This is a genomic window from Bifidobacterium biavatii DSM 23969 (assembly GCF_000741165.1).
Lineage (GTDB): Bacteria > Actinomycetota > Actinomycetes > Actinomycetales > Bifidobacteriaceae > Bifidobacterium > Bifidobacterium biavatii.
Map to the genome: position 1 here is coordinate 12,570 of NZ_JGYN01000040.1, position 22,845 is coordinate 35,414.

The following is a 22,845-nucleotide window of genomic DNA, read 5'->3' on the forward strand; positions in this document are numbered from 1 at the left end:
GGAGAAGGAGTTCAACGAATGGCTTCCACGAAGAAGCAGAAGCGCGAGGCGCTGTCGGTGCAGAGACTCATCAATGAGGTACTGGTCCAGAATCTCGGCATTCCCGCCCACAATGTCGTCAACGACGCCACATTCCAGAAATACACTGGTTCGCTACGGCCGGACATCCTGATTTCCAACATGCCCTACGCGAATGATCCGAATGACCCGAATGATGAGAGTCGATTCGTAGGGAACCTGATTTGCTATGTGGAGGCCAAGGACATCACTTGCAAGATCAATGACTCCGACTGGAAAGACGCCATCTCCCAGGGCAAGGTGAAAGCGCCGAAACTCGGACTGCACTACTTCGGCGTCACCAACTGCAACATCACATACTTCTACAACCTCAACGGCGACCGATTGTCGTTGAACGGAAATCCCATTTCCGAATTCCAGACGATGGACGTGCTTCGCATCATCAAGAAGCAAACGGAAACCGATGCCGGAACATCCGACATTGACATGGGCGTCGATGCGCTCACCGCCGTGAGCGAGGCGGTGTTCAACAGCAAACTGTGGCAGCTCAAGAACATCTACCGGGCCATTGACTTCGAGAACAACACGAAGAAGATCGATTTCACCGTTGGACTTATCTCGATGGAGTACTACGAGGAGAAGGCGAAAATCGACGGAGACTTCGACGAGTCGAGGCAATGGTGGTCCACCGCGAAGGAACTGCCGGACAGTACCATTGCGTCGGCTTTGGTGGGATACATCGACGATCTGACCGGCGACGATTCCGAATTCAAGGAATTCTCCGCCCCTGTCGAAGTAGTCAAAGCGCATATTTCCGGCAGTAACCCGTTGGTTAAGGCGAGTCAGTTGCGGGAGATCTATGATGTCGTGGACAGCATGAGACCCTTGCATGGAACCGGCTTCGATCTGTTCGGAGCGGTGTACGAGGCGTTCGCCAACTCCAAGGAGAAGAAGGATTTCGGCGAGTACTTCACCCGCCGTCACTACACGCACATCTTCGCGAAACTGCTGCTCGGGAATCGCGACCGTTATAACCCGGATGCCGAATTCACCATCATCGACCCGTTCGTAGGCACGGGAGGCATGCTTACGGAGGCTTACAAGGTACTGCGCTCCAATTTCGAGAAAAGCAACACCATGACTTGCGAAGCCAAGGAATTCCTCTCCTCGAAATGCTTCTACGGCATCGATCTTCGCAGCGAGAACGCCTCGCGATCCAAACTGAACATGTTCCTCGTCGGTGACGGGCACAACCACATCTACAGTGACGATTCGCTGATTCCGGCTAAAAAGGACGGGAAGGAAGTCATCACCGGCAAGTCGGGCACCTACGATTACGTCATCACCAACCCGCCATACGGACAGGGCACGATTCTGGCCGACACCGTCTTCCTCAGCAGCAGGAGAATGGAGGTGGCCGCAATCTGCCGCGCCATCGACCTGCTCAAAATCGACGGGCGGGCATGCATCGTCACACCAGATGGCGTGTTGGAGAACCCGTCGTTCCAATCGTTCCGCGAGGAACTGATGCTCACTTGCGAGATTCAGGCCATAATCTCGCTGCCAAAGTTCGCGTTCGCCCCGTATACGAAGGAAAAGACGTACGCGCTGTTCCTGAAGAAACGATACGAACGGTTCCACATTGCAGACCCCGTTCAATCGAAGAGCTCCTACGAGGAACGACGGCAGAACGGCAGATTCCAGACCACGCCGATATGGATGTACATCGTGGACAATGACGGCTTCGCGAACTCGGACAAACGGTACCCGACCCGACTCAGGGGCAATGACCAGCATTGGCTCCACGACGAAGTATCCGGCTGGGTGGACGGCGACGGCATGGAACACGTCTCGCAACTGGAGGAACGCTGGAACACCAGATACGACGATGAGGCCACATCCGGGACAACATGGCAGTCGGAGGACGGCAGTGAAGTGAAACGCCGCAAGGGCGGGAACATCACGATGAGCCTCGTCCTCAAGGATCCCTATCTAACCTTGCTTCCGGAAAGGTATCTGCGTCCCTACGACCCTCACTTCGTCACGCCGGAGGAATTCCAGCATGAACTGAGCGTCATCAAGGAAACCATCGATATCTCTCAGAGTGCGAATGATGCAGCTCCGGACGATTCCGTCGAAGCGGAGGACTATCAGGCTCGAAACAAGCCGGTAAAGGACATTCTGGACTGCTTGAGTGGAAACACCGGGCTTACCGAGGAACTGATCTACAACATGAGTGGTATGCCCGGACCTCGATACGAGGTTCTTACCGCATCCACTCAAGCCGACACGGCGATGGGCTTCATCCCCCAGTGCAACATACCCTCAAGCAACGGTCAGACACGCCCTCTTAAGACGTTCTCCGGCAAAGAAGGATTGCTGGTGGTACGCAAGGGCAAGGCCGGCGGAACGCGATTCCTTTCTAAGGGAAACTACGCAATCAACGATGACGCCTATATCCTCTCGGTCAAGGACAACTGCCCTTATAAAGTGGATTTGAGATGGTTCTCCATCGCCTACAAGTCTGAATTTCTGGCCTACGCCTCCAATTCCGACAACGGGACATGGAATAAGACAGGATTCTTCGAAAACGTCACGATTGACATACCCTCTTTGGAAGAGCAACAGGAGCTTATCGACACCGTGAGTAAGGCTCAAAAACTGGCTGAGCAACTTGACCTTGCCCAGTGCAGACTCAATGCTCTCCTCAACAAGGAGATAGATCTCCCCAACACCGGCAGGTAATCATAACGGGATCGTCATGCACCGAGGTAATCAGGGTGACGATCCCGTTGCTTAAGTCAACCTTGGTCTAACAGAGCCTTCTTTTTTGCTTGCTGTTTTTGCCTGATCACGCACGCAACCCCCCAGAACATGTCCCCATATTGGGCTGGTCACAAACCAAACCAATTCCGAACATAAGGAGACGATATGGGGATTGCAGGAATCATGCTGGCGGACCGGATGGCGGAAACCCGTCTGACGTTGGCCGACGGCGACACGACGATGCTGACCAACGTGCTCGAACTGATCACGCAGTTCGCGACGATCGGCGGCGGTATCTGGCTGGTGTGGGGCGTGGTCGTCCTCGCTGGCGGTTTGAAGGATCAGAACGGTCCCGGCATTCAGTCTGGTATCTGGCAGATCGTGGGCGGCGGCCTGATCATCGTCGCGGCCCAGCTGTTCCGCAGCATTTCGCTGAGCTGACCGGAGGCGGGGCGTGGACCAGTTCGTCATCGACATGCTCAATTCGATCGGCGGGGGCGTGGACCAGTCGATCGTCGACAAGCTCTTGCAGACGCCGGCCGAATACTCGCCGGCTTTGTATGATTTGTCGCTCAGGGTCGCCACGGTCGCGGTCAAGCCCATCGCCGCGATCGTGCTGTCGATCGTGTTCATGCTCGAACTGGCCCGCGCATCTCAAAAGGCCGACGGCGACCGGGAATTGAGCGTGCGTCTGATCGGCACGCTCATGGTCAAGGTCGCATTGGTGCTCGTGGCTGCACAGAACGCCGACCTGATGCTCAAAGCCATCGACGAGGTGGGCACGAGCATCATGGGCGGCGTCTCCTCGGTGGCCACGAGCACGGACACATCCGGAACGACCGGATTGGGCGACCAAATGGCCGACGCGGTCAGGGACGCCGGATGGGGCGGTCAGGCCGCGTGCCTGGTGCTGCTGATCATCCCGTTCCTCGCCTCCAAGGCGGCCGCGATCGTGTTCACCGTGGTTGTGATGCTCAGGTTCATCCAGATTTATCTGATGACCGCATTCAACCCGTTGCCGATTGCGTTCATCGCCTGCGAGGAAACCAAGCAGATGGGCATCGGCTATTTCAAATCCTATGCTTCGATCGTATTGCAGTGCGTGACCCTGTGGCTGTCGATCGTGTTCTACCGCAACCTCGTTCGTGACGTCATGCGGCCCGGTTCCTACACGGAAGGCGATTCCCTGTCGGGGTGGATCGTCGACCAGTTCGGGAACCTTTTGCTCGCGTCGATCCTGCTGATCGGCGTGGTCGTCATTTCCAATGCGATCGCGAAGCGTTGGCTCGGATCCGAAGCCTGACGGAGAGATAGGGAGTTTTCTCATGTTGATGATGCCCGTGTACCGGGAGATTTCAACCATCGAGCCGAAAGTCTGGTTGCACATGACCTGGCGGCAACTGCTCGCCTTGACACTGATGGGCGTGTTGTGTGGCGGATCATTCGTATGCCTGTGGTTTTTGGCCGGATGGGATCCGAACGTGGTCATGTACGTGGAAGTCCCATTGATGATCCCGTTCGCCGCGTACGGATGGTGGCGGCCGATGGGGCTGATGCCCGAGAAATACGTGGGATACATGTGGCGGCACTACATGGGCCGTCACCTGTGGTTCTTTGACGGGCCGGCGACGCCGGTCCGTCGTGCGCACAAGCCGAGCATGAAGGAACGGTAAAGAGGATGTTTACGAAGAAAACGGTGAAGCCGAAGACCGCGCATCGAGCGAAGCCGACCGTGGTACGCTCCGCGCCCGCCGTGGGCGTGGCCGTCGAGGCGGAGCCGAAGGATAAGAAGCTCGCGAAGGGGAGTCGCCGTCGCATGCCGAACACGGTCAAGGACCTGCTTGGCTATGATTCGATGCTCAAAAGCGGCGTCGCCTATTTGGGTGACGACACATGGAGCGTGACCCTCGAGTTCACCGACATCAATTACGAAATCAGCACCGAACAGCATCAGATGGAGATCATTGACCGTTGGGCCGGACTCCTGAACTCATTCAATGGTGGGGAACGCCTTGAGATCGGCATCCACACGCGCATGCGCGGCGTCGACCAGGTCGTCGACGAAGTGAGCCTGCCGATGCGCGGCGACGAATACGACCAGTTGCGTCAGGATTACAACCAGAACATTTTGGACAAGATGAACACGGCGACCCGCAACGCCGACCAGGTCAAGACCCTGACCGTCACCGTGCAGGATTCGGACACGGAACGCGCCATCGCGAGCCTGAACCGTCTGTGCATGCGCGTCACGGCCCAGCTGAACGCGATCGACGGCTGCCAGGCGACCCGTTTGGACCGTGAGCAGCGGCTGCGCCTCATCGCCGAAACCACGCGGCATGGCCAGCAGTTCCTGTTCGACGAGCACCGGTTCGACGCGATGCGAGGCTTGGGCAAACCGGACACGAAGGACTACGTGGCACCGTGGCTGGTCGATACCAAAAACCAGACGTATCTGCGCATCGTCGCGGGAGACGCGACTCGATACCACCGCACCCTGTGGCTGAGTGATTTCCCGCCGGAACTGTCCGACCAGCTGGTGTCGGAGATTACGGCTGTCAAGGCGCAGATCGACGTGAGCATCCACTTGGCCCCGTATGACAAGAGCGAGGGCTTGCAGATCGTCAAAAGACGCGACGCGGAATTGGACATGCAGACTCTGGAGGAGTCGAAGCAGAACATCAAGTCCGGGCTGCCCGCGGACGCGATCCCGCAGGACTTGCGCGACGCGAAGGAGCAGGTTGCGGGTTTGCGCGCCGAACTGCAGTCCACGAACCAGAGGCTCGTGAACGCGATCCTCGTGATCGGCATTAGCGCCGACACGGTCGAGGAGCTGGACCAGCGTACGGCGGACGTGAAGGCCGCCGCCCTGCGCCAGTCCTGTCAGGTGGAGTCTTTGGCGTATATGCAGCCCGAGGGGCTGGTTGCGGTGCTTCCCTTGGGCAACAATCCTTTGCCGATGAAGCGTACCCTGACGACTAATAGTGCCGCCATTCTGGTGCCGTTCACGAGCCGCGAGGTCTACCAGCCCGGTGGTCTCGTGTACGGGCAGAACCGTCGAAGCGGCAACCTGATCGTCGCCGACCGTCGCAAGGGTATGAACTCGAATGGTTTCGTACTCGCCACGTCCGGTGGTGGCAAGTCGTTCTCCGTGAAGTGGGAGATCGGCGCACTGTATCTGACGCGCGACGATGACATCATCGTCATTGACCCGGAACGTGAATACCTGCCCTTGTGCGAGGCGTTTCACGGGTCGCGCATCGAGGTGAGCGCGGGCGGCAGTCAGCGCATCAACCCCTTGGACATTCTCATGGACGAATCGTCGGATGACGAGGATCCGATCCGTGCGAAGACGTCGGTCGTGGTCGACATGATGGGGTCTCTTTTGGGTGGCTCCCAGGGTTTGGACAAGGTCGAACGCGCGCTCATGGACAGGTCGGTCATGCAACTGTACCGCCAGTATCGCGAAACGGACGGGGCTATCGGCCAGCCGACCTTGCGTGACCTGCGCGACGCGTTGGAACATACGGACGAGCCCGCGGGCCATGATCTTGCGATCGCGTTGGAAACCTATGCGACCGGCAGCCTGTCGGGTTTTTCCGGACAGACGAACGTGGATTTATCGAACAGGTTCACCGTGTTCGACGTGAGCGGCTTGGACGGCGAGATTCGCACGTTCGGCATGATGGTCGTCCTCGACCAGATCTGGAACCGCGTGCGACGCAACCAGAAGATGAACCGGCGCACTTGGCTGTACGTGGACGAATTCCACCGGTTCTTCGGCAACCAGTATTCGAGCCGCCAGTTCAAGGACATCTACAAGCGCGCCCGCAAGTACGGTCTGGGTGTGACGGGTATCACGCAGAACATCGAGGAGTTGTTGGAGGACCAGGATGCGAGCCTGATGCTGTCCAACAGCGATTATCTGCTCATGCTTAACCAGCAGCCGACCGACGCGGACACCCTGTGCGGCATGCTGCACTTGTCCGACGAGGAGCGGGCGTATTTCACCGGCGTGCTCCCCGGCCAGGGTTTGATGAAGTTTGGTTCGGCGTTTGTCCCGTTCGACGTGCGCATCGACACGGACACGGACCTGTTCCGCCTGTACGACACGAACTTCTCCGGAAAGTGATCCTGACTGATGACGGTCGAGAGGGGAGGAGCCGAACGGGGCGTTGAAAACGCCCAGATATCCACGGCCGGCGCGGTCGCGCGAAGCGTTGTCAAAACCGGTGCCAAGGGTGTGGCGAGCGGCGTACGCGCGTCCGGGCATGCGATCGGCAGCGCCGCCCGCGCCGGATACACGGCCATGGGCAGCGGCGTACGTTCCGCCGCGTCCACGATCGGGGAACGGTACGAGCCGCGTAGACAACCTTCGTACGCGCGTCCTTCATATTCATACCCGCAGTACGAGTCCCGTCCGCGATATTCGTCATCGCAGACTCCGGCCGCATCGTCATACCAGCCGTCCCGGCGGGCTCCGCTCCCGGAGTCGCGCTATCGCGGCTCATACCGGTCTGAGTCAACGGTTTTCCGCCAGCCGGCGGATCCGCCTGCATCTTCGGCTCCGGTTCGGTTTGCGGGCGCGTCCTCGACCGTGCCCGACCGGTATTCCACTACCGTTCCTGGATCTGCTGGGGCGGCTTGGCGGCGAACCGATACGGGTTCGCCCCGCACTCCTCGCATCGTTTCCTCCGCATCCTATGCTCGTGGCGGAGTGGGCTATTCGACCCCGGTCCGAACGATGCCGGCCGAACAGGGGACAATGGCGTCGCAGGGCCCTCGCCGGTATTCGAGCGGCGTCCGGTACGCTGCCATGGAAGCGGACACCCCGCTTGAACGACGCAGGATCACATCCCCGTACGCGCCCTCCTACACCCGCGGAACACCGGACGCTCCCGCCACGGCCACGTTGCCGACGGTATTCCGCCAGGCGACGGCGGCTCGCGCCCGCAGCCGGCAACCCGTGTACGTGACTCCGGTCGAGCAAACGGTCCGTCAATCCTTCCCTGCGCGTATTCCGACGGTTCGCCTCGCTTCGCAGGCGCTTCCCTCAACCGTGACGGCAAACGGCATGGCGCCGGCCTCGCCGGTCGGACGAACCGGTGTTCACAGTGCGCATGCGGCACCGCATACGACCGGCACCATGAGCGCATCTAGTGGTGCGATCCCGGTTCGTACGGCGTTCTCCGCCGCTCATGCGTCGGACGCTCCCACCCGATCGAACGCCGTTGCGCCCAATGTGACGGTACGCGTCGCCACGGAACCGGCATCCACCGCATCCGACGGTACGGTCCCCAACGCTACCGGCGGGATTGCGAGCCGACCTTCCCCGATCCATGCCGCGCAACCGCATGCGACTGGAACGGGCGTACGCCGGGGCGGCGTGCTCGCCGCCGCACCGGATGCCGGCGCGGCCACGTCCATGACGCCTGCCTCCGCGTCATTCAGACCGCATGGTCGTCATGCGCGTCCCATGAGCGTCGATCCGGTCGCACAAAACGCGCCCGCCGTTGCGTCCACGATCGCCTCGCACGGCGTCACGCCGGCCAAACCCAGTCCTTCTCCCGTCTCTGGAACCGGGGCACATGCGGCACGCACCGCGGCCGTACCGTCTCCGGTCTCCCCGAGGTCCGGCGCGATGCCGTTGCAGTCCGGCGTATGGACGAATCCCAACGGGTACGTTTTCCGCACCGCATCCAAACCGTCCGAGCATCTCGTCGGAGCCTCTCCCAGCAAACCGTCGTCGGCAATGACCGGCAGCAAACCGGTCAAGGCTTCCGACGCGATCATCGGCCATGAGCCGAAAAAAACTTCAACCGGCCGTGTGCTGCATGCCGCGGCACCGGATGACGACGATACGGACCTGCTGCCGTCCACGGTGCTGCATGGTCGCACGAATCGGGTGAGACCGCGGGGATCCCTGCCCATCGGCCAGGATGAGCCGTTGGATGCCGTGGAACGGCTCGCGAAGCCGATCGTCAAAACGGGGAAACCCGTTGCACAGTCGAACGCTCACGCAGCCGTGTCCAGAATCGGCGCGAAACCGATCCGTGAAGCGGCTGCATCCAAAGCGTTGCGCACTGCCGGATCGGGCGAAGCGGTAGCCGGCAAGATCATCTCCACTAAGGGCAAAGGCCGGTTGAAACGATTGGGCCTGCGCGCCGGCAAGGGCCTGTTCTCGATCGGCCGGTTCGGCGTGGACCGTTTGGACGATGTCCGCGGCAGAATCGTGGACTCCGATACCGACGAGGTCGGCATGATCGGCGCGAAGGCGCAGGATGTTGCCGTGTTCGCGGTCCGCAAGACGCCGGCAGCCTCACGCGCCCTGTACCATGGCGGCAAGAACGCCGTGAAGGGCGGGAAAACCGTGGTCAAAACGGGCGTGAACACCGTGAAGACCGTGTCCCGCGGACTGTCGACCATGGCACGATTTACCTCGCGTGCCGGACGGGCAATCGCCGCTATGGCGGGACGCTTGTACGCGGCGGCGGTGGCGAGTCTCGGCGCGCCGGCGGTGCTGGTCATCAGCATCGTGCTGGCGGTCGTGCTCGTCATCGGCAGTCTCCTGTCAATCTTCGGCCAAAGCTCCGCGGATTCGCTGTCGAACGTGCCCTCCGCGTACACATCCGACGTGCAGCGCGCCGGAAGCCTGTGCGATGACGTGACCGGCCCGTTGATCGCCGCGCAGATCGAAGCCGAATCAAACTGGGATCCCAACGCGGAAAGCTCGGCTGGCGCGAAGGGCATTGCCCAGTTCATGCCGTCGACCTGGGAGGGCGTCGGCCGCGACGGCGACGGCGACGGGCATGCGGACATCATGAACCCGCACGATGCGATCTACACGCAAGGCGTGTACATGTGCGCCCTCGCCACCCAGATCCGCTCGTACGTGAACGCCGGCCGCCTGTCGGGCAGCGTGGTCGACCTGACCCTGGCCGCCTACAATGCGGGCATCGGCAATGTGCTGTCGCATGGTGGAGTGCCCCCGTTTGCGGAAACCGAAGCCTATGTCGCGAAGATCAAAAGCCTCATGGCCAAATACTCCGGATCCGCGGGCGGTGCCGGACCGGGTACGGTCGGTGATCTGACGCCCAAGCTCGCAGTCAACGATTCCGGCGTGGTGAACATCACCGGCATCGACACGAGCGCCGGATCCACGTACGCGTACGGTCAATGCACGTGGTGGGCGGCGATCCGACGCGCCCAGATCGGCCGTCCCGTCGACGGTTTCCTCGGCAACGGCGGCGAATGGGGAGCGAACGCGCGCGCCAAAGGCTACTCGGTCAGCGGCAGCCCGTCTCCGGGCGACGCGATCAGCTTCCACCCGGGCGTGCTGGGAGCGGACGGCACGTACGGGCATGTCGGCGTCGTCGAATCCGTGAACGAGGACGGCAGCATCCTGATCAGCGAAGCCAACGTTCGTGGTCTCGGCGTCGTAACCATGCGCACGATCACCAAAGCCCAGCTCACCGCCGCGGGTGCGGGAGTCGAATTCGTCCACTAACCGTCAAGGAGCATCATTATGAAGGATCGCAAGGGATTGATCATCATGGTCGTCGCCGGTCTCGTAGCTGTCGCGCTGATCGTCTTCTCCACCGTAGCCGCGGCCCGGCGTGCGGACGAACGGGAACGACAGGCCGCAACATCGTCGGTGCAGGGCACGACCTCGACGAAAGAGGCCAAACCGAAACCGCAATCATCCGCCACGCCCTCGGACGGGTCGAAGGATGAACCCTCCGGCCAAGAGACGACGGCCGACCTGCCGGGACTGAACGTCAACGTCGACCAAGTGTGCGCCGAACTGGCCCCGCAGGCGGTGGACCGTTACCTCGACAAGACCGCGAAACTGGACGGATGGTTCGATTCCGATGCGGACGGTCTGCAATGGCGCGACCGCATCATCGAACAGCCGAACGTGACGGCCACCGGATTCCTCGTCACCCAGGATCAGAGCACGAACACGATCGTGTGCAACGTGTCCAAGGGGCTCGCATGGCCATGGATCCTCACCTACCACAAGGATCCGAAGCAAGGATGGGTCGTATCCAAAATCGAACCACCCGCCGAAGGCGCGTTCTCCGAATCGAAGGGCACCGGACCGCAGACCGCCGGAGTCGCGCAATGAGCGAACGTCGACGTCTGTCCCCGCGGCTCAAGCCTGTCGAGTTGAGCCGCATGTGCGCAGACCCCGAGCATTGGGCTGATCTCACGCTGATCGCTGACCATCCCAGCGCCTGGCCTGCACTGCAGGATTGGATCGACCATGCGCTCGATGTCGGCCCTGAAAACGCGGGGGAACCGCCGCTGCCGCCGGACGGGTGGAAACGCGGATACAACCAGCGTCCGCCGAAATACGCGCAAACCGACGAACCGGAACAGCCAAAAACCGGGAAACCGGAGCCACAGTCCGATCCCGTGCCGGACATGGCCGACGAACTCATGGCGGTCAGCGACCCGTCTACATCCAGTTCGGTCGTGCCGGCACCGAAGGAACAGGATGAACCGGGTATCACAGGGGACGCGGAAGAGACGGAGTCGGGGAAAACCGTGACTCCTTCGATCGAGGACGTCACCCCGCAACGCACTGCCGCATGGTGGGTGCGACGCATCATGCCCGTGGCTGTCGCGATGCTGGCCCTGGCGTGTTTGATCGGCGGCGGCATGGCTGTGCATGCGGCCGTGTCATGGCAGGCGCAGCAGACGATCGAACAGGAGCGACAGCGCAACGAGAAACGCGATCGCGCCGCCCTGGCCAAGGCGATCGACCGCGCCGAACGGATGACGAAGCGCGTTACCGCATCCCCTGTATCCGACGACGCGAAGGTTGCCGGGAAAGCCGCCGCATTGGAAACGCTTGCGCGAAGCGACGACGAGGACCCGGCCGGCCTCGCGAAACGCATCGACAAGGCCCGCGAATCCCTGTCGGACGCATGGGACAAGGCCATGAAGACGAAAGCCAAAACGGTAGGCGCGGAACTGGACCGTCTGGTCGACGAGTCCGACTCGCTGAAGACCTTCGACCATCCCGACCGCACCGAAATGACCGACCTGGCCAACAAATGGCGGATCGTGGTCGTGGACGAGGACAATCTTACGGACGCCGCCAAGGACGCCGCCAGGCTCAAGGAATTGACCGGGACGATCACAGCTGCGAAGAATGCGTTCGACAAAGAGGCAGGGGAAAAAACCGAAGCGGCAAAACGCAAGGCCGACGAGGAGGCCAGAAAAAAGGCGGAGGCCGAGACGGCGCAGCAACAGGCGGAGCAATCCCAGACCTCTTCGACACCCTCCTACACACCGACGCAAACCCAGACGCAGCAGCAGTCGCAGACCACGGTCCCGCAGACGACGAGCCCGTCGACCGGATCCCCCGGTTCGGGCTCGTCGTCGAGCCAGTCGTCGCAGCCGGCACCGTCCTGGAACGTGGCCCCGGATCGGACGTCGGGCTCGTCGTCCCTGCCCGGTTCCGACGGGAGTCTGTGAACGTTCCCGTTCCGTCGTTCCGTCGTGATTGTTTTGGCCTCGGCGATGACGATGCGGACGATATCAGGCACCCATACAATGGGATTCATGCCAATATGTCTGGGCATGAAAGGAAGAACGCGATGACCGAGCGCCGCATGCTGATGTGCCGGGAGTTTCCGGTCATGACATTCGAATTCTTCCCCTATGGCGGCTATGCGTTGTATCCGACCGAGATCATTGATCAGAAGCGACTGCCGTTGGGCATGTACGTGAATGGCCGTCCCGAACCGGATGGCGAATCCATTACGGCATGGTGGCGTTCCCGCGGCATTCCCGCGACCAGAGACGGCCTGCGGTCCGCGATCGGAACGGGCATGCGACCTCCAGCCGACCTGTTAGACCGGTCCCTAGGATTAAGCCTGTCCGACCAGTATTGGGTTCGTCCCGTCGACCGTGACGATCTGAAATGGGAGGATTTGAATTTCTTCCACCATGATTTCGACGAACGCATCGGCCGCGCATTGTTCACGGGCGGCTCGTCGCAAGTCGGCGACGTGAACACGCCGGACATCACCAGCGCCGGCGACCTGCCGAAACGCTGGATCATCCAACCGGACGGCACCCGCACCCTGATCAAGGGCGGACGAACCGGACAGGAGCCGGACAACGAGCGCATCGCCGGCCTCGTGTGCGACCTGTTCGGCATGGATCACGTCGACTACCATGTCGGGATCCTGCAGGATCGACGTGTCTGCGCCTGCAATGAAATGCTCACCGATCGCGAGGAACTGATTCCCGGCGGCCAGATCATGAAGATCTTCCGCAACGGCACGCCCCGGGAGGGCAGGGCGATCTGGGAGGACGCGTGCGAACGCCTCGGCGTTCCCCGCGCCGCGTCGCGGCGGGCGACGGACGACTTCCTGTTTCTGGACTTCCTGCTGCGCAACACCGACCGGCATTACAACAACTTCGGAATCATCCGCGACGTCGAAACATTGCGGGCGCGTCCCGCCCCGATTTTCGACACCGGCATGTGCCTGTGGAACGGCCTGGATCCCGTCGTGATCTCGAATGACGACTATGCGGCCAAACCGTTCCGCCTGGACGACGGGGGAGACCGGCCGAACGCCTACTGGCAGCTGTCCCTGATCCGCGAGTGGGATCATTACGATCTTGGCCTGCTCGACTCGGTCCCCGACATCGTTCACGACCAGCTGGCTCTGAACCGGCGCATCCCCTCGGACATCGTCAGCCTGATCTGCTCCACGCTCCGCAAGCGTGCGGAACTCATCCGCAAGGCCCGGGACCGTTCCGTCATTCCCTCGCCTTCCGCACGCCGTGGCATGGACGAGTTTCGCTCCTTGCTGGATTCACGTACCCGGGATTTGGAGTCTTCCGCCGGGCCCGCCATGAACGCCGCTCGACGTCATGGCGGGCGATGACATGATGAAGGCCCCGCATGATATGCGGGGCCTTGCCATTGGTGGTCAGTCGTCTTGCCCGTTCTTCGCGTGATCGGTCTTGATCGGTCGCAGCGGCATCCAGTCCTTGGAGTGCTTCAGGCGGCTTTTCGGCTTGGGCGTGGGCTTGCCGGGCACGGTCTTGCGACTGTAGAACGGTCGACATCCGCGCAGCAGGTAGACGCAGTGGTCGTCGGGCATTTGGGCGAGCTCGTCGGGGAGCATAAGCTCACGGCCCAGGCTTCGGTTACTGATCGTCATACTGCCGCTGGCACCCTTGTTTTGTGATATCTCCTTCATGTCGATGGTCGCCTTGCCCAATGTTTTCGACACGAATTCGGTGGTGGTCTGCTCCTTGCCACCCAAGAACAGGAACGAATCGCAGTTGCCTACGATGGTTTCCCAATCGTCCTTGTACCGGCTTTTGAGCTGCGCGAGGTTCTGGATGATGATCGAACAGCTGATCTTGCGGCTTCGGATGGTCGCGAGCTTTTGCACGAAACCGGGGATCTGTCCGATGTTCGCGAACTCGTCCATGTAGAAGTGCAAGGGGACGGGCAGTTCTCCCGTGTCCTGGTGGTCGGCCTCGTAGATGTTCGCCTCGAACAGGGCTTGGTAGAAGATCGCGGCCAAAAAGTTGAACGTGGTCGACGTGTCCGACATGATCAGGAAGATCGCCGTCCGCTCCTTTCCGGCGTGGTCGAGCTGGATGGTGTCGGTGGCGAGGATGTCTCGGATGTCGATCATCTGCATGGGCGCGAGGCGCACGCCGGCGCTGATGATGATCGATTTCTTGGTCTCGCCGGCACCTTGGGTGAACACGCGGTACTGGCCGCATGCGAACGACAGTCCGCGGCACATGACCTGCACGTCGTCGCTCCACTCGTCCTTGTTCTTCGTGACCTCGTTGACGATGTCGCGGGCTGCGGCCATGGTCGCGTCGATTTCACTCATCATGTTCTCGTTCTGCTCCGACGCCTCCATCTTGCCGATCATGTCGACGACCTCGTTCAGGGACGCCTTGTCCGGCTCGTCGAGGTGCGTGAAGTAGACCCAGCTGATGAGCGCATTGTAGAGGGCGCGTTCCGCCTTGGTCCAGAATTCGTCCCCTCCGCCGCCCTTCTTGTCGGGATTGTCAGTGTTCGCGATGAGGTTTTCCGTGAGCGTCATAATCGACGCCTCCGGACTGTCCTTGTTGATGTAGTGCATGGGGTTGAACCGGCTGGACTTCTTGAGGTCCACGAGGTCGAGCTTTCTGACCTTGTATCCGGATTCCTCGAGCTTTTCCTTGGTGGTCCGGTAGATTTCGCCCTTTGGATCGGTGATGGCCATGCTCATATTCACGCGCAGAATGTTCGGCATCACGTAGCTGCGGGTCTTGCCGGAACCTGATGAGCCGGACACGAGCACGTTGATGTTCCGATGGGTGGCCTTCGCGTCGAGGCTCAGACCCTCGGTCGCGGTCATCTGCAGATTCTGCTGCACATCCGAATCGGTGAACGGCGCCATATCAGCTTGGTCGCCCCATCTGGCGGTGCCGTACTCCTCGCCCATACGGTAGTTCTTCCTGTTCGTCCATTTGACCATCCACGCGAGTCCGACCGCGGTCATGCCGCCCAATGCGACGAGCAGGTCGGTTTTCTCCAGGCTGATTCTGAACGGATTGTTGAGCACGAGGATCGTCTTCATCACGAGCTGGTCGATGGGTGTTTTGGCCGCGAGTTCGATGCGCGCCTGCATGGACAGCAGGTTCGCGGCCCACCCTCCTGCGAGCATGGTGATCACGACCGCGAACGGGTTGATCCTGTTGTTATTCATCGCTTGCCTCCCTGATCGAAGATCATGCGGATACCTCGTTCCTTGTCCGCGGCGAGCTTGGCCTCGAAGCCCCGGCCGGTGCGCCTGCTCACGAACCCGGTGACCTTGGGGCTCCCGCCGGCGAGGATTTTACGAATGAGCTGGTCGGTGAGTTTCTTGCCGGAAATCGTGTCGTGGATCGTGTACCCGCAGCCGGACGCGAGCTCCCACTTGCCGTCCTCGGTCTTGCGGTGCCGGTTGGTGGAACACTGCCACAGATGCCCGGTTTTGACGACGGGCTTCCCGCAGCGCGGACAGGGGCCGAACGATTCACGGCCCGCAGCGGTGCCGTCGTTCTTGCACTGGGGGTCGAAGCGCGTCTTGGCCTGGGCGGGCAGATCTGCGATCATGCCGCGGATCATGCCCATGAAGATGTCCGCGTCGGTGTCCCCGTGCTCCATGTCCGAGAGCATCCGCTCCCATTCGGCGGTGGTGGCCACATTGGTGAGCTCGGGTGCGGCCACATGCACGAGGAGCCGGCCCTCATCGGTGGAACGCAGCTGCTTGCCGCGGCGCTCCACGTACTTCGAGGACACGAGCTTTTCGATGATGTCCGCTCGCGTGGCGGGCGTGCCGATGCCGCCGGAGTGCGACACGTCGTCGTCGAGCGCGGCCTTGAGATCCTTGTCGTCCACGTAGCGGCTTGCATGCTCCATGGCCGCGAGCAGGGTCGCCTCCGTGAACGGTGCGGGCGGTTTCGTTTCGCCTTCCTTCACCCGCGCGTCGATGGCGTGCAGCCGGTCGCCCTGCGCGAGTGTGTCGGGGATCGTGCCGGCCGGCTCCTCCTCGTCGGTTTTCTGGTCTTCCGGTTTGTCGGTTTTCTGGTCTTCCGGTTTGTCGGTTTTCCGGTTTTTGGGTTCGATGCCCTTCCAGCCTGGTTCGATCGTCACGTCGGTGCCTGCGGTGAATTCCTCACTCGTGCCGTCGAGCGTGGCCTTGACGGTGGTTTTCAGATGCTTGTGGTCGTCGCCGATGGCTTCCCACATGCGGCGCACGATGCGAGTGACGACCAGTCGCTCGTCCTGCGATAGTTCGTCGAGCTTCGACCGGTCAAGGCTCATGGTGGGCAGGATCGCGGTGTGACCGGCGACTTTTTGGTCGTTGACGGTCAGTTCCGGCCGCGGCTTGGCGGACAGCACTGTCGGGTCGACGAATCCGTCGACGAGCCGGTCTCCCTCGGTGAGCCGGCGGAGCGTGTCGAGGTCGTCGTGGGTGATGTACTGGCTGTCGGTGCGCGGATAGGTCGCCAGCTTCATCTCGTACAAATGCTGCAGGGCCGAGAGCGTTGCCGCTGCGGTCATGCCGTGCAACCGGCTCATGTCCTTCTGCAAGCCGGTCAGATCGTACAGGTGCGGTGGACGGTCGTTGACGGTTTTTCTTTCCGCCTTCGTGACGGTGAACGCGCCGGTTTTGGCTTTTCCAGCCACGGTTTCGGCCTGATCGGGGTTGTCGTAGTGGCCGCTGACAAGCGTCCACCCGTCCATGAGGGCGCGCACGGTCCAGTATTTTTCGGGTTTGTGGCCGCTGATCGCCCTGTCGCGTTCGACGATCATGGAGAGCGTCGGCGTCTGCACTCGTCCCATGGTCAGACGCCGCCGGTAGAGGAGCGTGTGGACTCTGGTGGCGTTCATCCCGACCAGCCAGTCGGCCTTCGCGCGGCAGTCCGCCGCGGCGGCGAGACCGTCATACTCCGATTCTGGTTTCATGCGTGCCCACGCATCTTGTATTGCATCCTCTTCCAGACTGGCGACCCATAGGCGCAATGCGGGTTTCGTGACGTGCGCGTGCCCTATGATTCGGCGGAAGATCGCCTCGCCTTCCCGGTCGGGGTCGCATGCGTTGACGAGCGTGTCGACGTCGTTGCGGTTGATGAGCGTGACGAGCTGACGGTAACGCGTGCCGGCACCCTTGTCTTGGGACACCTGCCATTTGAACGTCATGGGGCTGATGGGCAGATCCTCCCACCTCCATTTCGCCTCGTGCCAGGGTTCGTCCTCGTATTGGTCCGGGGTGGCGAGGTCTACGAGATGGCCCTGCGCCCAGCTGACGATCGCGTCCCCGGCTTGGATGTATCCGTCCTTGCCTGTCGAATGCGGGTCGAGTGCCTTGGCAATGGCCTGGGCGACGCTGTGTTTTTCCGCGATGACGAGTTTCATGCGCTGATGTTCCTTCCTGTTTGCTGTTGCATGGTTGATTTCCTGCGGTAATCAGCGGCGAGACGCTGGATGTCCGCGAGGACTTGGCGGCGTGAGATGCGATGCCGATCCTCCGACTTGACTTGGCTGATCGGCGTATGGTCGTCGTCCGCCGGCTTATCGTCCCCGTCGTCCGTTCCTCCTCCGGACGCCTGCGGTTGGGCGATAACGCGTCCGCTGGACGCGACGGGCGGGAGCATGCCGGGTAGGGGAGTGATGGTCTGGAATCCTCGTTCGATGATGATGACCGCCTCGTCCCGACCGCACATGAGCCGGACGAGGCGTCCCTGCGGCGAGTCCGGGCTGATGGGTGGCAGGACCGTCGTATCGGCTCCCCACAGGAGTCCGGCGACCATTTCCGGCTCCCAGGCCATGACCGTGATTGTCCGCCCGTTCACGACGCGTCCCCGTTCATGTCGAGACTGCTGCCGAACGCGAGCATGTTCGCTTCGATGGTCGGCTCGTCCGTTGCCTCGTCGGGGATTATTCCCGCCGCGATCACCCGGTCGCCTTGGCGTGGCTGCATGTATCTGAGGTAGTCGAGTTCGCGTTTGGCCGTGACGATGACCGTCACGGTTTCGCCGGTCTCGCCCATGGGGCTGATGGTGCGCACGAGCAGACGCCCGCGGCCGACGGTGCCGGCTGTGGGCGTCTGCGGGTCCTTGACGAGGACGCCGGCGAGCATGGCGGTTAACCCTTCGCTCATGCTCGTCCTCTCGCGTCGTCCAATAGTCCCTGGATCAGGTCGGGACGGTATCCGATCCACACACCGTGGTCGGTGATCACGGCGGGCACCGCGGTCAGCCCGTGGGCGGCGAGCAGCCGGCCGGCCTCATCGCTGTGCGCGGGGACGACGCGGGGCTTCCGACCGTCTTTGGACAGGTCCTGCAGGGTCGCGTCGGATTGCGGGTCCTTGCCGAGGATGATCGTCGCGAACATCAGTGGGCTCCCCGGTTCATGTCCTGCTTCTGCTCCTGGACGGGCGCATCCGGCGTTTGGCGTGACTGCTGCATGAGCGACTGCGCCTTGTCGGTCAGCGCGCCCATGAAGTCCTTCACGCTTTTCTTTCCGCCGGACGGTTCGATTGGCTCGGACGTCTGCCGAACGGTGTCCTGCGCGTTGCGCCCGGCTTGGATCGTGGTTTCCTGACGCGGAGACGCCTGCACGGTTGCCGGCTGGGCTACTGGCGGAGTCTGACGGGCGGAGTCCTGAGCCGGCTGTGCCGGCGTTGCCTGTGTCGGCTCATCGTGGCCGATCCACGGGTCGGGTGCGAACTGCGGCGTTTGCTGCTCCGGCTGCGGATAGTCACGGTGGCGCATATCGTCTGCGACCATGCGAGCGAACGTGCTGCTGCCGGCCGGCAGGTCGCCGGTAAGCCGGTTCAGAACCGGTTCTACCGTTGACTGGACGCGGTGCTCGAGATCCTCCCGTTGAACGGGGTCAATGCCGTTGGATTCCAAGATCCGGTTTGCGATCCGATATGAGTCGGTGGACTTCATTACGTCGTCTCCGCTGCGTCCCCATTCTTGAACGAGTTCCATGACGTCCGCATCGTATTCCGGTCGGATCGTCTGTGTGGGCTCCTCGCGCGTCTGCGCGGACTGTTCCTGTTGCGGCGTCTCTTGCTGGGGAGCCTCCTGCGTTTGGCTGTCTCGCGTTTGATCCTGTCCGATGAGTTCCTGAAGCCGTTCGTTCATCGCGTCAAGCTGGTTCTCGAGCACAAGACTGGCTGCGGCCGCACGGTCCGCTTGACTGAACGCGTTGACCTGGCTGACCGAGGCTGCGCTTGGTGTGGCTCCGAACTGGCGTTCGTACTGGACGGCGGCCCGGTCGACGATGTTCTGGATACGCGCCAGCGCCTTATCGGGCTGATAGCGCCCCTGAGCCGCATAGGCGGCGAACTTCTGCGCCTGCGCTTCGACCGGTTGCATGAATTGGGCGTCGTTCTCCAAAAAGAGCGCGAGCTCCCGCGCACCCGGCGTCATGTCGGGTTGAGGTTGCGGTGCCGCGTGGTCGAGGCGCGTGACCGGCGTACGGTCCGGTGTCGGCTGGGTGTGCTGCTGTGCGAGACGGTTGATGTTATTGTTGATCAGCTCGGTGAGCGAGGCGAGCACGAGCGTCGCGGCCTGGACTCGGTCCTCGTGCGTGAATTTTTTCACGTCGCCGATGCGCGTCGCGTTCTTGTCGCCGAACTGCCGCTCATAGCTGATGGCCTCCTGATCGATGATCCATCCCAGTGCTTTGACGGCCTTGTCGGGCTCGTACTGGCCGTTGACGCGATATGCGGCGAACCGTGCCGCCGCCTTCTCGAGCTGCGGATAGATCCTGCTGTCGTTGCTGGCACACAAGGCAAGTTCCTGCGCACCCGGCGTCATCGCGTTGCGGTCGTGCGCGGGTGCCGCGTTCTCCAAAGGTCCGGTCTCATGCGGGACGATACGGGACTGATTCCGCTTTTCGTCGAGCTGCTGGCGGAATTCGACGCGCGCTTGCTTGATGCCTCTGACGAGATCCCACGGATTCTCGATGGTGAGCGTTTCCCTCTCCTCGCCCTTGCCCCGCCACAGTCGCACCTGGTCGCCCGGTTTGAAATACACGGTCACATCGCGTCCGTTGACTTTAGATTCGATGTTGCCCTTGCGGGGAAACACGTCGACGTTGTATCCGTCGAGCGGCACTCCGTTGACCTTGGTGCCTGATGGGATGTTCACGACCAGTTTTTGGAACGGCTTGCCGAGCTTCGACGTGAAGTCCTTGATATGGACGAGCTTGTTCGGCACGTTCACCTTCGGCCAACTGGGGGTCTTGTCTTTCGACTGGTCCGGCGTGTCCGCCGTCGATTCCGGGGTGTTCTGCTGCGGATTCCTAGACTGCGCCTCCTGCATGAACGCGGCACCTTCGCGGACGGTTTCCACGGTGCGCTGCACGGCGTACGCGATGTCCTCGCTCGTGTAGGCGGGGCCGTTGCCGTCCCAATCGTCCATTCGGGCCTTCTGCATCGCGCTGTCGACGATGAGCCGGGCCTGCTGTTCGAGCTTGCCGTTTTCGGGCATGCCGTAGTCGACCCATTTGCTGGTGAGGTTTTCGACCTTCTGGTAGATCTCGTAGTCGTTGCTGATGTAGTCGCGGAACAGGTCGTCGCCGTTCTTCGCGTATGGTGTTTCTTTTGTTTCGTTCATGGTGTGTTCTTCTTTGCTCTGGCTGTGGTCGCGGGATTCGTTGATGGTGGGCTTTTGCCCGACGGTGGCGAATGACTGCCCGTTGAGAATGTCGTTCAGAAGACGATGAGACACGGTGCTGATCGCGTCGGTCGGGAACTGTTCGGGTTGCTCGTCCGCGAACTGTTGGACGATGTTGGCGGCACCTTTTTCGATGTCCTGATACAGATCTGGATGGTTTCTGATTGGATCGTCGTGGCTGAGCTCCCAGAGATCCTCCAATCTGTTCGCTTCTTCGATGCTGCCTTCGTCTGCGAGTTCGGCCAACATGGTTTCCAGACGTTCGGCAGGACTCATTGTTTTGGTTCGTTCGAGGACCTGTTCTCGTGTGACGGCTCGTTCCGCGCAGAGTTGCGTCGCGTACGCGTAGTCGTCGTATTCCTGATAGTCGGGGACCGTTTGGCCGGCAGTGCGCGCTTGTTCCTTTTCCCGGTCTGCGGCGCTGACGACGAGCTCGTGCAGGTCCTGTCGGAGTTCCTCACTGTCGACCATGCCTCGGGCTGCCCAACGGTCCGCGATCGCGTTGAATTGTCGACGGGAATCTGAATTGCGCATCACCTGCAGGTAGAAGAGTCCCTGACCGTAGTCGGTGTGCTTCGCCTCGCGTCGAGGCGGATTTGCCTCCTCGCGGTTGTGTGCGATCCGGCGGCTTTCCGCGAACGATCGGATGGCTTGCTCGACTCGCTGGTTCGCGTACGCGATGTCCGCGGGCGTTTGGCCGTCCGGCTGTTGGCGCAATGCCTCGCCAACAATGCCGCGGGCCGCTTCCGCGATGCGAGTCGTGTTGTTCTGCGAGTAGTGTTCGAGCACGTCGTCCGCGGCGTGGGTGATCCGGTCGCGCAGTTGCGGTTGCGTGAGGATCACGTCAGTGTACAGGCTGTCTCCTTGAGACGTGTATGCCATGATGGTGTTCTCCTGTGGTTGGTTGATGGTTGACTCCGGCTGGGGGTCGAGCAGTCCGATCGCGGTTTGCCGAACCGTGTCGTGCCACTCGCGTGCCGGCAGACCGGTGCCGGCGACGGTTATGCGCGGGCGTTCTCCCGGATGGACGATTCCCGTCTGCTGGTAGGTAATGTCAGGGATTCCAAACTCGGTGACTCCGCCGTCCCGCGCGCGTTGTTTCTGGTATTGGCCGACGATCCGTCGGCTTTCCCGCATGAGAGCGTCGTCGTCCATGCTGGTTGGCTGGATGCTCGTGACGTGTTCGTTGTGCGCGATGACGCTGATGGTCGGATGCGTGGGATCGGACTGGTATTGCAGGTGCGTGAAATCAAATCCCGTGTAGCGTCCCTGCTGGTCGCGCGTCCAGTCGACCAGGTGCAGGTCTATGCCATTGCTTTCGAGGAACCATGCGGTTGTCGCCGTCGTACCGATCTGGTCTTGCAGGAGCATCGTGCGCGTGCCGGCGGGATCCATGAGCGCGAGTCGTTCGGCCGCATGTTGCGTCGCTTCATGCCATCCCATGTCAAGACGTTCGTCGTGCGCGATATCAAGCCGGGCCTGCCCGGGCTGGCGGATGGTGTGCATGCCGTCGATGACAAGATCGGGGTTCGTCGAGAGGATCGAACGGCGCGCGACTGCGAGCAGGCCGGCCGGCGATCGGTCTTCGTTTGCGATAACCATGGATGATTCGTGGTCGAGGAACGGGTTTGCGTTCGCTTGGTACTGGTACGCGTCGAGGATCACGTCGCCAGGCCGGCGGACGGTGCCGAACCTGTCGACGCCCATATCATGCGCCACGCTCACGGTCCATAAACGGTTTCCTGCGGTCAGCCATGCGATCGCAGGACGGTCGGGGCCGTTCTGGTCTGCGGCATTGATCCTGTCCTGCAGTATCGCGAGCCGTTGGATGTCGTTGTCGTTCATCGC

The 22,845-nt window shown here is 61.6% G+C and carries 15 protein-coding genes; 9 read left to right on the forward strand and 6 right to left on the reverse strand.

Going from position 1 to position 22,845, the window contains the following annotated elements:
• The first annotated feature begins 18 nt into the window (after window positions 1–18).
• From BBIA_RS12085 to BBIA_RS12125, 9 genes are all read left to right on the forward strand, one after another.
• Window positions 19–2,763: an N-6 DNA methylase gene (locus BBIA_RS12085; RefSeq protein WP_033496039.1), complete on the forward strand. Its 2,745-nt coding sequence runs from the start codon at window positions 19–21 to the stop codon at window positions 2,761–2,763.
• 261 nt (window positions 2,764–3,024) lie between these two features.
• Window positions 3,025–3,225 (forward strand): hypothetical protein, encoded by a 201-nt coding sequence (locus BBIA_RS12090; RefSeq protein WP_033496086.1) that lies wholly within the window; start codon window positions 3,025–3,027, stop codon window positions 3,223–3,225.
• 13 nt (window positions 3,226–3,238) lie between these two features.
• Complete coding sequence (locus BBIA_RS12095) at window positions 3,239–4,087, forward strand: VirB6/TrbL-like conjugal transfer protein, CD1112 family (protein ID WP_152600647.1); 849 nt, start codon at window positions 3,239–3,241, stop codon at window positions 4,085–4,087.
• Between the two features lie 22 nt (window positions 4,088–4,109).
• A complete protein-coding gene (locus tag BBIA_RS12100; RefSeq protein ID WP_033496037.1) occupies window positions 4,110–4,457 on the forward strand; it encodes a PrgI family protein in 348 nt (115 codons plus the stop codon).
• A gap of 5 nt (window positions 4,458–4,462) precedes the next feature.
• Complete coding sequence (locus BBIA_RS12105; protein WP_081892398.1) at window positions 4,463–6,913, forward strand: VirB4-like conjugal transfer ATPase, CD1110 family; 2,451 nt, start codon at window positions 4,463–4,465, stop codon at window positions 6,911–6,913.
• A gap of 1,344 nt (window positions 6,914–8,257) precedes the next feature.
• A complete protein-coding gene (locus BBIA_RS14485; RefSeq protein ID WP_160268266.1) occupies window positions 8,258–10,288 on the forward strand; it encodes a lytic transglycosylase domain-containing protein in 2,031 nt (676 codons plus the stop codon).
• Between the two features lie 18 nt (window positions 10,289–10,306).
• The gene (locus BBIA_RS12115; RefSeq protein ID WP_033496035.1) at window positions 10,307–10,909 is read left to right on the forward strand and encodes a hypothetical protein; all 603 of its coding nucleotides are present in this window, start codon (window positions 10,307–10,309) and stop codon (window positions 10,907–10,909) included.
• The gene (locus BBIA_RS12120) at window positions 10,906–12,267 is read left to right on the forward strand and encodes a hypothetical protein (RefSeq protein ID WP_033496033.1); all 1,362 of its coding nucleotides are present in this window, start codon (window positions 10,906–10,908) and stop codon (window positions 12,265–12,267) included. The genes BBIA_RS12115 and BBIA_RS12120 overlap by 4 nt, the downstream gene beginning before the upstream one ends.
• A 122-nt stretch (window positions 12,268–12,389) precedes the next feature.
• Window positions 12,390–13,691, forward strand: a complete 1,302-nt coding sequence (locus BBIA_RS12125; RefSeq protein WP_238548522.1) for a hypothetical protein — start codon at window positions 12,390–12,392, stop codon at window positions 13,689–13,691.
• A gap of 45 nt (window positions 13,692–13,736) precedes the next feature.
• On the opposite strand, the gene BBIA_RS12130 is transcribed toward BBIA_RS12125, so the two are convergent.
• The 6 genes from BBIA_RS12130 to BBIA_RS13565 are packed head-to-tail and all read right to left on the reverse strand — an operon-like array spanning window position 13,737 to window position 22,842.
• A complete protein-coding gene (locus BBIA_RS12130) occupies window positions 13,737–15,527 on the reverse strand; it encodes a VirD4-like conjugal transfer protein, CD1115 family (RefSeq protein ID WP_051924051.1) in 1,791 nt (596 codons plus the stop codon).
• On the reverse strand, window positions 15,524–17,722 hold the full coding sequence (locus tag BBIA_RS12135) for a type IA DNA topoisomerase (protein WP_033496031.1): 2,199 nt from the start codon (window positions 17,720–17,722) through the stop codon (window positions 15,524–15,526). The genes BBIA_RS12130 and BBIA_RS12135 overlap by 4 nt, the downstream gene beginning before the upstream one ends.
• A complete protein-coding gene (locus tag BBIA_RS12140) occupies window positions 17,719–18,159 on the reverse strand; it encodes a hypothetical protein (protein ID WP_033496029.1) in 441 nt (146 codons plus the stop codon). The genes BBIA_RS12135 and BBIA_RS12140 overlap by 4 nt, the downstream gene beginning before the upstream one ends.
• Complete coding sequence (locus BBIA_RS12145; RefSeq protein ID WP_152600646.1) at window positions 18,156–18,467, reverse strand: hypothetical protein; 312 nt, start codon at window positions 18,465–18,467, stop codon at window positions 18,156–18,158. Before BBIA_RS12145 ends, BBIA_RS12140 begins: the two co-directional genes overlap by 4 nt.
• Window positions 18,464–18,700 carry a thioredoxin domain-containing protein gene (locus tag BBIA_RS12150; protein WP_033496024.1) on the reverse strand — a complete coding sequence of 79 codons (237 nt, stop codon included), beginning with the start codon at window positions 18,698–18,700 and terminating at the stop codon, window positions 18,464–18,466. Before BBIA_RS12150 ends, BBIA_RS12145 begins: the two co-directional genes overlap by 4 nt.
• The gene (locus BBIA_RS13565; protein WP_051924052.1) at window positions 18,700–22,842 is read right to left on the reverse strand and encodes a hypothetical protein; all 4,143 of its coding nucleotides are present in this window, start codon (window positions 22,840–22,842) and stop codon (window positions 18,700–18,702) included. The genes BBIA_RS12150 and BBIA_RS13565 overlap by 1 nt, the downstream gene beginning before the upstream one ends.
• Between the last annotated feature and the right edge of the window lie 3 nt (window positions 22,843–22,845).